The sequence below is a fragment of the Lysobacter olei genome (assembly GCF_054777355.1).
Genome location: NZ_BAAHAT010000005.1, coordinates 201,893 through 216,071, shown reverse-complemented (window position 1 = coordinate 216,071; position 14,179 = coordinate 201,893). Strand labels below are relative to the sequence as shown.

At 67.0% G+C, this 14,179-nt stretch carries 11 protein-coding genes, 1 tRNA gene and 1 pseudogene; 6 read left to right on the top strand and 7 right to left on the bottom strand.

Annotated elements, in window-relative coordinates; genetic code table 11:
* Nucleotides 1-8 precede the first annotated feature (8 nt).
* The gene (locus tag ACYVBS_RS09355; RefSeq protein WP_460823255.1) at nucleotides 9-458 is read left to right on the top strand and encodes a c-type cytochrome; all 450 of its coding nucleotides are present in this window, start codon (nucleotides 9-11) and stop codon (nucleotides 456-458) included.
* Between the two features lie 130 nt (nucleotides 459-588).
* Here ACYVBS_RS09355 and ACYVBS_RS09350 read toward each other — a convergent pair whose 3' ends face one another.
* From ACYVBS_RS09350 to ACYVBS_RS09340, 3 genes are all read right to left on the bottom strand, one after another.
* Entirely contained in the window at nucleotides 589-1,005 is a 417-nt protein-coding gene (locus tag ACYVBS_RS09350) for a DoxX family protein (RefSeq protein ID WP_460823254.1), read from the bottom strand.
* 140 nt (nucleotides 1,006-1,145) lie between these two features.
* On the bottom strand, nucleotides 1,146-2,924 hold the full coding sequence (locus ACYVBS_RS09345) for a serine/threonine-protein kinase (protein WP_460823253.1): 1,779 nt from the start codon (nucleotides 2,922-2,924) through the stop codon (nucleotides 1,146-1,148).
* Between the two features lie 16 nt (nucleotides 2,925-2,940).
* Complete coding sequence (locus tag ACYVBS_RS09340; protein ID WP_460823252.1) at nucleotides 2,941-3,537, bottom strand: NfuA family Fe-S biogenesis protein; 597 nt, start codon at nucleotides 3,535-3,537, stop codon at nucleotides 2,941-2,943.
* A 103-nt stretch (nucleotides 3,538-3,640) separates the two neighbouring features.
* Here ACYVBS_RS09340 and ACYVBS_RS09335 point away from each other — a divergent pair, with 103 nt between their 5' ends.
* Together ACYVBS_RS09335 and ACYVBS_RS09330 are read left to right on the top strand one after the other, a co-directional pair.
* Nucleotides 3,641-3,982: a 4a-hydroxytetrahydrobiopterin dehydratase gene (locus ACYVBS_RS09335; RefSeq protein ID WP_460823250.1), complete on the top strand. Its 342-nt coding sequence runs from the start codon at nucleotides 3,641-3,643 to the stop codon at nucleotides 3,980-3,982.
* A gap of 42 nt (nucleotides 3,983-4,024) precedes the next feature.
* The gene (locus tag ACYVBS_RS09330) at nucleotides 4,025-4,450 is read left to right on the top strand and encodes an energy transducer TonB (protein ID WP_460823249.1); all 426 of its coding nucleotides are present in this window, start codon (nucleotides 4,025-4,027) and stop codon (nucleotides 4,448-4,450) included.
* Between the two features lie 114 nt (nucleotides 4,451-4,564).
* Here ACYVBS_RS09330 and ACYVBS_RS09325 read toward each other — a convergent pair whose 3' ends face one another.
* A complete protein-coding gene (locus ACYVBS_RS09325) occupies nucleotides 4,565-5,548 on the bottom strand; it encodes an RluA family pseudouridine synthase (RefSeq protein WP_460823248.1) in 984 nt (327 codons plus the stop codon).
* A 507-nt stretch (nucleotides 5,549-6,055) separates the two neighbouring features.
* Between ACYVBS_RS09325 and rne the strand changes: the two genes are divergently transcribed.
* Complete coding sequence (rne, locus tag ACYVBS_RS09320; RefSeq protein ID WP_460823247.1) at nucleotides 6,056-9,100, top strand: ribonuclease E; 3,045 nt, start codon at nucleotides 6,056-6,058, stop codon at nucleotides 9,098-9,100.
* 158 nt (nucleotides 9,101-9,258) lie between these two features.
* Here rne and ACYVBS_RS09315 read toward each other — a convergent pair whose 3' ends face one another.
* The 3 genes and pseudogenes from ACYVBS_RS09315 to ACYVBS_RS09305 form a co-directional block, all read right to left on the bottom strand.
* The gene (locus tag ACYVBS_RS09315) at nucleotides 9,259-9,906 is read right to left on the bottom strand and encodes a response regulator (RefSeq protein WP_460823246.1); all 648 of its coding nucleotides are present in this window, start codon (nucleotides 9,904-9,906) and stop codon (nucleotides 9,259-9,261) included.
* A 229-nt stretch (nucleotides 9,907-10,135) separates the two neighbouring features.
* A tRNA-Ser gene (locus tag ACYVBS_RS09310) sits at nucleotides 10,136-10,225 on the bottom strand.
* Between the two features lie 145 nt (nucleotides 10,226-10,370).
* A pseudogene (locus tag ACYVBS_RS09305) lies at nucleotides 10,371-11,291 on the bottom strand (LysR family transcriptional regulator); the annotation flags it as partial.
* Nucleotides 11,292-11,416: 125 nt separating this feature from the next.
* Between ACYVBS_RS09305 and ACYVBS_RS09300 the strand changes: the two are divergent.
* Nucleotides 11,417-11,995 (top strand): FMN-dependent NADH-azoreductase, encoded by a 579-nt coding sequence (locus ACYVBS_RS09300; RefSeq protein ID WP_460823245.1) that lies wholly within the window; start codon nucleotides 11,417-11,419, stop codon nucleotides 11,993-11,995.
* 367 nt (nucleotides 11,996-12,362) lie between these two features.
* Nucleotides 12,363-14,179 (top strand): choice-of-anchor Q domain-containing protein (locus ACYVBS_RS09295; protein WP_460823244.1); only part of this gene is annotated, 1,817 nt, incomplete at its 3' end.

Below are 14,179 nucleotides of genomic sequence, written 5' to 3'. Positions count from 1 at the left end.
TGACGCACATGACGACCCATCGCATTGCACGAGGCGCCCTCGCCATTGCCCTGCTCGCCAGCGTCGCCGTGGTCGGCTGCGCCAAGAAGGAAGAGGCACACGCTCCCGCCGAAGGCGCGCATGCCGCCGAAGCCGCGAAGTCCTCTTCGGCTGGCCTCCCCGACGGCCATGTGGCCGCCGGCGAAGAACTGGCCAAGACCAAGGGTGCGTCCGGCCAGTCCTGCATTGACTGCCACGGCGCCGAAGGCAACGCCCCGATCGACCCGAGCTACCCCAAGCTGGCCGGCCAGTACGCTGACTACCTGGCCCATGCCCTGACCCAGTACCGCAGCGGCGACCGCGAGCACGCACTGATGTCGGGCCAGGCCAAGGGCCTGACGGACCAGCAGATTGCCGACCTGGGCGCCTACTTCGCGTCCCGCAAGGGCGAACTGCGCGACCTTCAAGGCCTGCAGTAAATCCGGCACGGGCGATCCTGCCCGTCACGCCGACGCACAAGAGCCCGCCTTCGCGGGCTCTTGTCGTTTCAGCCATCCGCAGATCGGCGGTGTGCTGCACCTGACCTGGGGCAATGGACACCCGTGCGCGCTAGCCGCAGATCACGCAGTCATCCATGGCAGGCGGTGGTGGCTTCCGGCGCCACGTGTCCACACTGAAATCACCACCGCCGGTGGCAACCAGCATCAGCAGGCCGCCTGCCGCCGCGGCATGCTTGCTCAACTCGATGAACTGGACCTGGTCGGTGAAGTCGCCATAGAGGACCAGCCCGACGAGCAGTGATAACCCTGCCAGGGCGCCGGCAACGATCCGGGTAAACACGCCCGCGAGGATCGCCAGGCCACCGGTGAGTTCCAGCAGGATCACCACCGGCAGCAGCGCCGCGGGCAGCCCGAGCCCTTCCAGCGACTGCTGGGCCTCCGTGTAATGCACAAGCCGGCCCAGACCAGACAGCACGAACAGGAACGCCAGGCCGGCGCGGCCCAGCAACAGATACAGATGGCCCATGTTGGCACCTCGAGCGACGATGCGACGGGGTCGGCTCCGGGGTGGAGGCGTCGGGGGCCCGCGCGATGGGTCACAGTCTGGTTGCCGTCACCACCCTCATCAATGCGTGTGCTGGCAACCGATTGTTCCACCCTTGGACATCAACCTCCGGGCGGCATGCCAGGCCGCACGCTGCCATTGTCGTCCTGCAAGTGGGGCTTGAAGGGCACGTCAGGCGGGGGACGGGCCGTCGCCGGCTGTTCGTTGAGGTTGGGATCACTGATCGCGCAGGCCCCGCCCAGCGCCAGCAGCGCCACGGCGCAGCGAATGCGCTTGCTGGTGCCAGGAATCGGGATCAGCACTTCCTTGATGCTCTTTCGCACCCATTCCGCCAACAGCGTTTCGTTGGGCACCCAGTACTTGTCGAACGCCGTCGGCTCGAAATCCGTTGGCTTGCGCTTGAGCCAGGTGCCCGCGCGATCAAGATTGGCAATCTCCTGGGTGACGGTGCCCGGCGGCATCCCCGGAGACGCCGAGCCCGGCCCTTCGGGCACCCGCACGCTGCCATCGGCATTGAATACGCCCGGCGCTACGCCTCTTTGCGCCCCTGGCGTATTACGCGCTGATGCGCCCCAGTCATCGCCACGGGCCGGGGTAGCCCAGGCGCCCGGTGCAGGCTGCGTTTTCGGGCCGGCGCCCGGCTGGTCCGACGATGAAGCCGACGGCGCGCGCGCGGCTGGAGCGGCGCCCGGTGCGGCAGCCGACGCGGCCGGACTGGAGGAAGACGTCGCGGATGCAGTCGAGGTGGCTGCGGCGCGGTTGGGCGCACTAGCCGGCACGCGAGCGGTGGAAGGCGCCTGCTGAGCGGCCGCCGCAGTTGGGGCCATCGCCGGCGCCCGCACGTCACGCTCTCGAACGGATTGCGTTGGCAGGGCGATGTCCCGCACGGACGGCGAGCGCGTCGCGATTTCGCGTGCCGTAGGTGCCCGCACCGGCGCCGCCACGTCGCGCTCCATCACTTGTGGCATGCGGGCCGACAGCGGGCGCGTACTCGGCGCTTGGGTTTCGACGATCGGGACATTGGCGCGCACGGGCGCGGTGACATCGCGCTCCTGAATCTGCGGCGTGTTGGTCTCCTGCTCACGCGGCGTAAGCCGGGGCGTGACCACCACTGATCGCGTCGGGGGCAGGACGAACACGTCCGTGGTATCCGGCGTGGGCTCGCTCACCGCCACGGCCTGCGCCTGGGGCGCAGCCGACACCGACGGGGTGGCAACGTCGCGTTCGGGCACCGCCAACGGCGTGCCCGCCAGCTCAGGAGCGGAAATGGGCCGGTCGATGGCCACCGCAGGCGCTTCGGGCAACGACGCCTCGGTGGCCGCCTCGGTATCGGATGCTTGGGCCACCTCGGGCACGGGCTCGGGCGACGGGACCGCCCCGGCCTCACTCGGCGCATCGACAGGCGATTCGGGCGAACTTCCGCCCCCTACCTCTTCCGGCGTACCCGCACCCAGGAATTCGACCTGCACGACGTCCTCGCCCTGCGGCGGGGGCTCCAGCCCCAGGAACTGCAGGTACATCAGCCAAATCAGTGCAAAGGCGAAGAACAGGTTGACCAGAACCGAAAACGTGGCAGCCGCCCAGCGCACGTAACGTTCTTCGCGCGGCGCCGCCTGCCACTGCTGCCGCCACAGCGTCGAAAACGCCTGCCAGCGGTTCAAGAGCGCATCGCGCCCGCGTGGCGCTGGGAGTGAGCGTGCGACGAGGATGCCAACGATGTCCTCCACGCGCGCGCCGGTCACCGCGCCCACGCGCTGGGTCATCGACTCCAGCCAAGTACGCCAGCCGTCAGGAAACTCCCCGGGTGGCCGAGTGCGATGCGCGTTGAGCCGCCACCTGCGATGCAGGGCTTCGATGAATGCGGCGGCGGAGTTCGTCAACGGCGCCGCGCCAGCGTCACGTCGCGCTTTCGCGACTGATATACGGGGCCGCGCCGGTGTCGTGGTCGGTCGCGTCGCGCACCGCGGTCACGCCGGGCACCTTCTCGAGCAGCGTCTTCTCGATGCCCTGCTTGAGGGTCACGTCGGCCATGCCGCAGCCGTGGCAACCGCCACCGAAGCGCAGCACCACCACGCCCTCGGCCGTCACCTCCTGCACGGCGACGTTGCCGCGGTGCATCGCAAGTTGCGGGTTGATCTCGTGCTCCACCACCCACTGCACGCGCTCGACCAGCGACGCGCCGGCCGTCGGCGCCTGCCCCTTGATCTTGGGCGCGCGGATCTGCAGCTGGCCGCCGGTGGCCTGGGTTTCGTAGTCGATCTCCGCCCCGTCCAGGAACGTCACGCTGGCGGCGTCCAGCCACAGGGTGAAGCCTTCGCAGTCGACCGCCCACTCGTCGCCGCCGAGGTCGGCGGGCTCGGCAAACTCCAGTCGGACATCGGCCTTGGCCGTGCCCGGATGCACCGCCGACAGCTTCACGCCCAGCCCCGGCAGGGACTCGCGTTCGATCAGCTTGCGGAAGTGGGTCTGTGCGGATTCGGAAATCTGGATCATGCGGCTATTCTAACGGCGTCCGGTGGCCGGTATGTCACCCGTGATCCGCTATGACCCTGCGCGATGTGATTGGTTCACATGGCGCACGCTGCAAGGAGCCCGCATGAACGACCTCGTCCCCCTCGCCAACGCCCACTGCATCCCGCGCCAGGGCGTCGAGCACCGCCTGCCGCCCGCCAGCGTCCGTGAGTTGATGCCGCAGCTGCCCGGCTGGGAACTCGCCGAGGACGGCCACGCCCTGGTGAAGACGTTCCATTTCGAGGACTACTACCGGACGATGGCCTTCGTGAATGCGCTGGCCTTCGTCGCCCATCGCGAGGACCACCACCCGGACCTGGGCGTACACTACAACCGTTGCGTGGTGCGTTTTTCCACCCATGACGTGGGTGGGCTGAGCGAAAACGACTTCATCTGCGCGGCCAAGGCCGAAGCCCTTGCTGACTGAGCGGCAGGGGGCGGCGACAAGGCCACACCAAGGAGGCAAGCCATGAACCGCAAGTTCGCCAACAACGCCGCCGTCGCGGGCCTGGTGGCCTTCTCGGCACTGCTGGCCGCGTGCCAGCGCCCGTCGCACCAGGTCGACGAGAATTTCATTCCGCCCACCGCCCTGATGGCCGTGGACACCCCGCCGCCTGACTACCCGCTCGACCTGGCCTGCTCGCAGGTGGGCGGCACGGTGGAGCTGCTGGTGACGGTGGGGCCGGACGGGGCGCCGACCGGCATCCAGGTGGCGCGTAGCAGCAAGGTCGAGGCGCTGGACGCCGCGGCGCAGACCGCCGTGCGCAACTGGAAGTTCAAGGCCGCCACGCGCAATGGCCAGCCGACCACGTCCAAGCTGCAGGTGCCGGTGAAGTTCACACCGCCGGCGGAGATGCCCGAAGACTGCCCGGGCACCGAGGGCGGCAGCCTCTAAACACGCATCGCGGGCGCCGTCCCCGGCGCCTTTAGAGCCTCATTGCGTGGCCGGCACGTTTCCGGCGGCTTGTCATGGTGCGGGGAACGGTCGCCGGGCGCGCCCGGCCGGCCCTCATGCCAGCCGATCGAGCACATCCAGCAACTCGGGTGCCAGCGGTGCGGTCAGCGCGTAAGGTGCCTTGCCGCCATCCAGCGCGAATTCGAGCGTGGACGCGTGCAGGAACAAGCGCTTCAGCCCCACCTGCTCACGCAACCGCTTGTTGACGACCGGATCGCCGTACTTGTCGTCACCCGCCACCGGGTGGCCGATGTGCTGGGCGTGCACGCGGATCTGGTGGGTGCGCCCGGTCTCGATCCGCACCTCGCAGTAGGACTGGCCGCCACGGCGCTCCAGGACCTTGAAGTGGCTCAGCGACGCCTTGCCATCCCGGTGCACCTGCACGTGGCGCTCGCCACCCTGGCGCAGGCCGATGTGCAGCGGCGCGTCCACCGTCATGACGCCATCGGGCATGCGACCGGCCAGCAGCGCCAAGTAACGCTTGGCGATCCCGCCCTCCTCGCGCATCAACCCCTGCATCTCCTTCAGGGCCGAACGCTTCTTGGCCACGATGAGCAGCCCGGAGGTATCGCGATCCAGGCGGTGGACCAATTCCAGCGTCTGCCCCGGACGCAGCGCGCGCAGGGTCTCGATGGCGCCGAAACTGATTCCGCTGCCGCCATGGCTGGCGACTCCGGAGGGCTTGTTGATGGCCAGCAGGCGAGCGTCCTCGAACACGATGGAGGCTTCCATCGCGTCCAGAAAGCCCGTGGGCGGTGTCGGTTTCTCCCCTTCCTCGGCCAGGCGCAAGGGCGGAATGCGCACCTCGTCGCCGCCCGCGAGCTTGCGCTCGGGCTTGCCGCGCCCCCCGTTGACCCGCACCTGGCCGGAGCGGACCAGCTTGTAGATCAATGACTTGGGCGCGCCCTTGAGCTGCCCCAGCAGGAAGTTGTCCAGTCGCTGACCTTCACGATCCTCGGGCACGCGCACCATGCGGGCGGCAGCACGGGCCTCGCCGGCCTCAGCGACCGGGACTTTGGGGAACTTGGGATGGGTCATCGGCAGGGGTTATCTGATACACTCGCGAAGCGAGATAAGGTTTTGATTTCGCAGGGAGTTGCAGAGCCGGGCAAATGCGCGCCGGCCAACTGCGGCAGTCTGGGGCCGAAAGCCCCTCCCGGCGATTCCGGTCCGTGCCTGACCACTGCCCTCGGGGCAGCCATGTTAGCAGCGTCGGCCCGGCGGAACCCGCCCTCGCCCTCCGGGTCATACCGGTGGAAGTGAACACGTCCCGTGCGACGCAAGCGGCTCCGGCCGCCCGCTGTCGCCGGCCGCCCCGTGCGACGCTCGCGTCGCCGGCCCGTAACTTGGAATGCAACAAGAAGCGCTCCCGCGGCATGCCGTGGTGTGGAAGCGCTGGAAATTTTAGGTTCCGTCGGCGCGCAAGGTGCAGTCCGCTTTGCAGGACGCAACGCCGCGACGGGGGAACGGAGTTCCAGAGGCGAAACGCCATGGCGTTCCGCGTGCCTGCCTTCGGGTGGGGTGAAGCGCGCGAGGAACGCAACAATGAAGCGAATGCTAATCAATGCCACGCAGGCGGAAGAACTGCGTGTGGCAATTGTCGACGGCCAGACCCTGTACGACATCGACATCGAACAGCCGGCCAAGGAACAGAAGAAGTCCAACATCTACAAGGGCAAGATCACCCGTCTTGAGCCCTCCCTCGAAGCCGCCTTCGTCGAATACGGCGGCGACCGCCACGGCTTCCTGCCGCTGAAGGAAATCTCCCGCGACTACTTCCAGGCGGGCGTGGACCACAACAAGGCCGGCCTGAAGGAACTGCTGCGCGAAGGCCAGGAAGTGGTCGTGCAGGTGGACAAGGAAGAACGTGGCAACAAGGGCGCCGCCCTGACCACCTTCATCTCGCTGGCCGGCCGCTACATGGTGCTGATGCCCAACTCGCCGACCGCCGGCGGCGTCTCGCGCCGCATCGAGGGCGAGGACCGCGCCGAGCTGAAGCGCGCCATGGACGCGCTGAACATCCCCGACGACATGGGCGTGATCATTCGCACCGCGGGTGTGGGCCGTGACGCCGAAGAGCTGCAGTGGGACCTGGATTACCTGCTGAGCGTCTGGAAGAGCATCACCGACGCCGCGCTGAGCAAGCCGGCGCCGTTCCTGATCTACCAGGAAAGCCGCCTGATCATCCGCGCCCTGCGCGACTACATGCGCCCGGACATCGGCGAGATTCTGGTCGACACGCCGGAGATGTACGCCGAGGCGCTGGAGTTCGTCGAGCAGGTGATGCCGCACAACAAGCGCAAGCTCAAGCACTACACGGACGACGTGCCGCTGTTCAACCGCTTCCAGATCGAATCGCAGATCGAGAACGCGTACGAGCGTGAAGTGCGTCTGCCGTCGGGCGGCGCGCTGGTCATCGACCAGACCGAGGCGCTGACCGCGGTGGACGTGAACTCGGCGCGCGCCACCAAGGGCGGCGACATCGAGGAAACCGCATTCAACACCAACCTGGAGGCCGCCGAGGAAGTGGCCCGCCAGATGCGCCTGCGTGACCTGGGCGGCCTGGTGGTGATCGACTTCATCGACATGTCGTCCAACAAGCACCAGCGCGAGGTGGAGAACCGCCTGGCGCATGCGCTGAAGCAGGACCGTGCGCGCGTGCAGATCGGCCGCATCTCGCGCTTCGGCCTGCTGGAAATGAGCCGTCAGCGCCTGCGTCCGTCGCTGGGTGAATCGAGCCAGCTGGTGTGCCCGCGCTGCGAAGGCCATGGCCGCATGCGCAGCGTCGAATCGCTGTCGCTGTCGATCCTGCGACTGGCCGAAGAGCACGCCATGAAGGACAACACCGGCCAGGTGCTGGTGCAGGCCCCGGTGGAGATCGCCAGCTACCTGCTGAACGAGAAGCGCCGTGCGCTGAGCGAAATCGAGAAGCGCCACGACGCGCCGATCGTGATCGTGCCGGACGAGCAGTTGCACACCCCGCACTACGAAGTCACGCGCATCCGCGAGAACGAGTTGGGCGAGGAAAGCAACAAGCCGAGTTACCACCGTGGCACGCCGCGCAAGCTGCCGACGCACGCGCTGACCAAGGCCAACCTCAACATCCCGGCGGCGCCGGCGGTGACCAACGTCAAGCACGACCGTCCTGCTCCGCTGCGCGAGCCGCGTGAGACCCCGGCCCCCGCGCCGACGGTCGCTGCGCCCGCGCCCGCACCGGTGGTCGCACCGACGCATTCCATTGGCGTGGTGGAGCGCATCCTGCGCTTCTTCCGCGGCAGCCAGCCGATCACGGTTGAGCCGGCACCCACTGCCGGTCGCGACAACCGTGGTGGCCGCGGCGACAGCCGTGGCGAGCGTGGCGGCAAGCAAGGCCGCGACCAGCGTGACGGCCGTGGCGGCGAGCGTGGCGAGCGCGGCGGCAAGCAGGGCCGCGAGGGTCGTCGTGACGAGCAGCGTCGCAACCCGCAGGGCGGGAACGCCAACGCACAGGCCAACCAACCGCAGGGCCAGAAGCAGCAGCCGCAGAAGGGGCAGCAGCAGGGCCAGCAGCAGGGCCAGCAGAAGCAGCAGAACGCCCCCAAGCAGCCCAAGCCGCAGGCCGAGGAGCGCAAGCCCCAGGACGGCCAACCGCAGGGCCAGCGTCCGCCGCGCAACGAGCCACCGAAGCCGGTAGCCCCGAAGGCCGAACCGGCGGTCGAAGCAGCCGCCGTGGCTGGCGCGGCCACCGCGCTGGTGACTGGTGATGAGTCGGTCAAGCTCACGGAAGTCACGACGGCTATCGAAGCGGTGGCAGATACCATTGCCATTCCGACCGCCGAAGGCGAGGCATCCGCAGAAGGCGCAGGTCGCCGTCGCCGGGGCCGTCGTGGTGGTCGCCGTCGCCGCCGTGGCGCTGAGGGCGCCGCCGCTGGCAACGAGGACGCCGCTCACGACGAATTCCTGATGGGGGACGAAGACGACACCGACACCGGTGCCGGCGGCGAGTCCATCTCCATCGCCGCTGACCGCTCCCAGCCGGAGTTCGATTTCGACGATGTCGTGGACGCTCCGGCCAAGGCTGTGACCCCGGCCCCGGCCCCGGCAGCCGTCGCCGCAACGTCGGTGGCCGCTGCAATGGCTGCCGCGCCGATGGAGCCAACACCGGCCGAGTCCACGGCCGAGGCCCAAGCCGCCCCGACCCACACGGTCGCCATTCCTCAGACCGACGCCCCGATGGCTGAGCCGGAAGTGGTTGCGGCGGTGCCGGCAGCAGTGGTGGCACCGGTGGTCGTCGCGCCGGAAGTTGTCGAGCCGACGGTTGTCCAGCCCGAGGCCTTCGTGCAGACGCCGATCGAAGCGGTTGTGGTCGAAGCGGTGGATGCCACGGCCACGCTGTCCTCGTCGGAAGTGGCACCGGTGACCAACACGGCGACCACCCCAGCGGCGGCTGACGCGGCTGAGCCGGTCGCCGAACCAGCCGCTGCGAAACCGTCGACGCTGCAGCAGACGGGTGGACTCTTCGACACCGTGCCGCCGGCCGATGAGGCGCCAGAAGCCATTGCGCCTGACGACGAAGGCAAGGTGGAAAAGTCGGAGGAAGGCAAGGCCTGACGCCCTGCCAACCCCGCATTTGCGTCATGAGAAAGGGCCGCGTTGATCGCGGCCCTTTCTTGTTGCGATGGACGATCCGCCCAGCCGTCAATGCGAAGTCAGCTCAAGTGACCCGGGCCGCCGCCAAGGGGGCGAGCGCGTCCGCACTGCAAACTCGGTCAGGGCATCGCCTCGGCCGGATCGAGGAAACCATGCTGGCGCAATAGCCTCGCCAAGGTCACGGTATCGCGAACCCCCACCTTCTCGAACAGGCGCTGCTTGTGGGTGCTGACCGTCTTGCCGCTCAAGCACAATTGCCGGGCGATTTCCTCGTTTTTCAGTCCCTGCGCCAGCAACAACGCGACTTCTGTCTCTCGCGGAGACAGACTTTCCAGCGCGGAATCAACGCCCAGACCCGCCAACGCGATGTTCTGTGCAACAGCACTGGCAAGGAAGCGCTTGCCCATGGCCACGGCGCGAACGGCCGATACCAACTCACGCGGATCGCCGCCCTTGCCGACATAGCCAGACGCGCCCGCCTCCAGCACGCGACGAGGCAGCGGCCCATCGTCCAGCACTGAAACGACGATCACCTTGGGTGGCGACTCCAGCCGCACCAGACGCTCGGTGAGATCAAGCCCACTGGCGCCAGGCAGGTGCAGATCAGAAAGCACGACATCCGGGGTCAAGCTCCGGATCTGCGGCAGCGCGGACTCTCCGCTGTCCGCCTCCCCGATAACGTCGATGTCGAGTTCGGCCGACAGGATCATGCGCATGCCGGCCCGGACGAGCGCGTGGTCGTCCACGATGAAAACACGGATGGTCATCCCTAACCCCGCTGATGGATTGTGGGGGGAGACTAAGCAACCCCCGGACAGTGCGCAAGAGCGACACTGTCCGGGGGGCGATGAGGTGCTGGTTCGGGAGTCCACTATCCTTAGTGGCCCCCGATTGCCGCTTCGGGGGACGGCACCAGCGTGGACAGCGTGAAGGAGTCGTGACGACTCTTCAATCACATAGAGAAACATTCCCAGCCAGCCGCCATGGGCAGCAAACTGGCGGACAGGGTGGGATTCGAACCCACGGAAGGGATTAACCTTCGGCGGTTTTCAAGACCGCTGCCTTAAACCACTCGGCCACCTGTCCGGGAAGCAAGCCGTGCGCCTGGACACGCGCACGCGGCGCGTATTCTCGCACGTGGCGCGCGCCAACCCTAGCCTTTGCGCGGCTTTTTCGACTTTTCCACGGCACCCGGCCGGGTCACGCCCGGGCACGGAATCCCCGTGACATCGCCACATTCCAGGCGCACGGCCTCGATCAGGCCGGGCACCTTCTCGGCCAGGAAGTCGATGAACACGCGGACGGCCGGCAGGAGCCCTCGGCGCGAGGCGAACACGGCGTGGATGATGCCCTGGGGCAGTCGCCACTCTGGCAGCACCACTTCCAGCGCACCGCTGCGGACCGCTTCGTGGCAGACCGTCTCCGGCAACAGGGTGATGCCAACGCCCTGCTCCGCCAGCGCCATCATCATCGGGAAATCGAAGCCCATCACGCGTGGGCGCAGCTCGACGCGGCGCACCTCGCCGTCGGGCCCATGCAACTCCCAACGCTGGCGGGCCTCATCCTCGCTGACGCTGAGGGTGACGTGCTCGGACAGGTCCTCGGGCACCTTCGGCCGGCCCATGCCCTTGAGGTAGCCGGGACTGGCGACCAGCAACTCCTGCGTCGTGCCAAAGCTGCGCATCACCAGGCTGCCGTCGTCGTCGAGTTTGGAGCGCACGCGCAACGCGACGTCGATGCCTTCGTTGATGATGTCCACGCGGCGGTTGCTTACGTGCATCTGCACGCGCACCTGCGGGTAGCGCGCCAGGAACTCGGGCAGCAGCTTGGGCATCTGGTGTTGCGCCAGCGCCACGGGAACGCTGACACGAATCACGCCACGCGGCTCGGCGCTGAGTCGATCAACCACCTCGCGGGCGGCCTGTGCTTCGGCGAGCATGGATTGCGCGTGGCGGTACACACTCTGCCCGACTTCGGTCACCGCAAACCTTCGCGTGGACCGCTGCAACAGGCGCACGCCGAGGTCGGCCTCGAGTTGGCTGATGCGGCGGCTGAGTCGCGACTTCGGAATGCCCAGTGCGCGCTCGGCCGCTGCGAAGCCGGCATGGTCGACCACCGCTGCGAAGTAGTACAGATCGTTGAGGTCGTTCACGGCGAGAGTTCCATATTCAGAACGTTTCGTGACATTGGATCAGGTTTATCCCAGATTCGCAACGGCCTAAGGTGGGTTCCAACGAGGCGGCACTGGCCGCCCCTCCCCCACCAACGAGGCCTGCCATGAAGCTCCTGCACATCGACTCCAGCGCCCTGGGCGCGAACTCCGTCACCCGCGATCTGAGCGCCGCCATCGTGGCCCGCTGGCAGGACGCTGTTCCCGGCGTTGCCATCCACTACCGCGACTTGGACGCCAATCCGGTGCCCCACCTCACCGGCGGTTCACTGGCTGGCGCCAATGCTGAAGAGGCTGCCGACGCCGCTGCGATCCTGGAACAGTTCCTCGCCGCGGACGTCATTGTCATCGGCGCGCCCATGTATAACTTCGGCATTCCTTCCACGCTGAAGGCATGGATCGACCGCGTTGCGGTGGCGGGCAAGACCTTCCGCTACACCGAGAACGGTCCGGAAGGACTGGTCGGCGGCAAGAAGGTGATCGTGGCTAGCGGCCGCGGTGGGCTGCACACCGGGGCACCGAGCGACTTCCAGGAGCCGTACCTGAGCTTCGTGCTGGGATTCCTCGGCATCACCGACGTGGAGTTCGTGCGTGCCGAAGGCGTGGCGTATTCGCCGCAGCATCGGACTGATGCCATCGCTGGGGCGTTGGCGTCGATTCCAGTCCCGATGCGCAAGGCCGGATGAGATCGGCGCTTAGTCCAGGTTTTCACGTTACCGCGCGATGAACCAAGCAACGGGCCTGCCAACATGCAGGCCCGTTTTTTGCGGTGAGTAGTGTCTACCGCATCGTCAGGCCAACAACACATCAATGCTGCAATGACGAATTCGATCCGAAGCACGCCCGACCGGGGGAGAGTCGCGAGAACGGCGGCGTGCGACGCTACACGTGCGAACGCCCCCTGGCGATTGGCCGTCAAGAAAAATGAGAGCAAGAGTCGCGCGACGCGGCTGTGCCGGGGGAGGCACTCCACAGGATGTGGACCGCGACATATTTTTCGCGAAGCGCTGCCTGCGGGCACTGCGCGGCACTTCCCCACGCAGGAAGTTCGCATTGCCACTGCTGCTGTGCCTGGCCGCCGCAACGTCGAGCTCCGCTGATGGCGGAACCACTTACTACATACGCGTCGATGGCGGTGACGCGACCGAGTGCAACGGCCTGGTGGACGCGCCCTACCCTGGCACGGGCCTTGCCCAGGATTGCGCCTGGCAGCACCCATTTCATGCATTGCCGCCCAGTGGCGTGGCGCGAATTGCCGGCGGCGACACGCTGATTATCGGCAGCGGCAGCTACATGATGGGCCAAGGCGCCCCGGAGGCCGACACGTGCTCGCCTGGCGTCTGCTACATGCAGCCCATTCCGAGTGGCACCAACGCTGTTGACAAGACACGGATACTTGGAAGTTCCAGCGCTTCGCCTCCCAGGTTATGGGGCACCGCAGGTGTCAGCAGGATCATCAACCTGGATGGCAGCGCGAACGTTGAGATCGGCAACCTCGAGATCACCGACCAGAGCGACTGCGTCTACAGCCACACCCAAGCCGTTGCCGCATGTCCCGCCACCGGTACCGGTCAGTGGGCAAGGATGGGAGTGTATGCGCGCGCTTCAAGCAATGTGTGGATGCATGACGTCAACGTCCATGGCATTGGCCACAGCGGCTTCCATGCGGGCGGGCTCACTGATTGGACGCTCGACCGCGTCAAGATCAACAAGAACGGCCGCGCCGGCTGGGACGGCAATGTCGGCACTTCCGGCAGCGTCAGTTCCAACGCCGGCCAGATCATCATGCGCGACATCGAGATCGGCTGGAATGGCTGCGGTGAGCGCCTCGCGACTGGCGAGCCGTGGGCCTGCTGGGCCGCGCAGTCGGGGGGCTACGGCGACGGCTTCGGCACTTACTACACCGCCGGCACCTGGTTGATCGAAGATGCTTTCGTCCATCACAACACCTCCGATGGCCTCGACCTCCGTTTCATGGACGGTGCCGACACGACCCACGTCACCCTGCGTCGCATCCATTCGGTCGCCAATGCCGGTAACCAACTCAAGGTCCGCGGCAATTCGCTGATCGAGAACTCGGTACTGGTCGGCCATTGCACCTTCTTCAAGGGCAAGTACTACATGCTCGACGCCGACAACTGCCGTGCTGCTGGCAGCAGCCTGCTGTTGGCGATGACAGGAGGCGACATCGCAGTCGTGCGCCACAACACGATTGCTGGCGAGGGCGATGTGCAGATCGGCTACACCGAGGGGAACTCGACCGACGAGATTTACATCCAGAACAACACCGTGGTCGGCTTTCCCTATTTCCGCGATCCGAGCGTGTTCTCTCTTTTTAGCGGCGGCGGCGCCCCAGGCGCCAGGTTTGTCTTGGACAACCTCGGCTGGAACACTCGCAACTGCCCTGCCAGCGGCACCTGCGGCCAGGACCCCAAGCTGGCTGACATGGCCTTGGCCACCTTTCACGCTGAGCCTCTCTCGGCCAGTCCCGTAATCGACAGAGTTCAGCCGCTGGCGGATGTCACCAGTGATTTCTTGCTGCAGCCTCGCCCCTATGGCCCTGCAAGTGATATCGGCGCTTACGAAGTTCAGGCACCTTCCCCGAATTGCATCCGCGCCGAGCCGTCCATTTCACTGAGCGGCCCGAGTGCCGCCGTTCCTGCCGGCAGCACCGTGGTCTACACCGTCGATCTGCAGAACAACGACAGTGCTGCCTGTGCGAGCACTGACTTTGCGCTGGCGGGATCGGTGCCCACCGGCTGGACGGGCACTCTGGCTGCCAGCAGCCTCAGCCTCGCCCCGGGTGGCAGTGGTACCACCACCCTCAGCGTGACCTCGGAAAGTGCCGCTGCGGCCGCGGGCTACGGCAT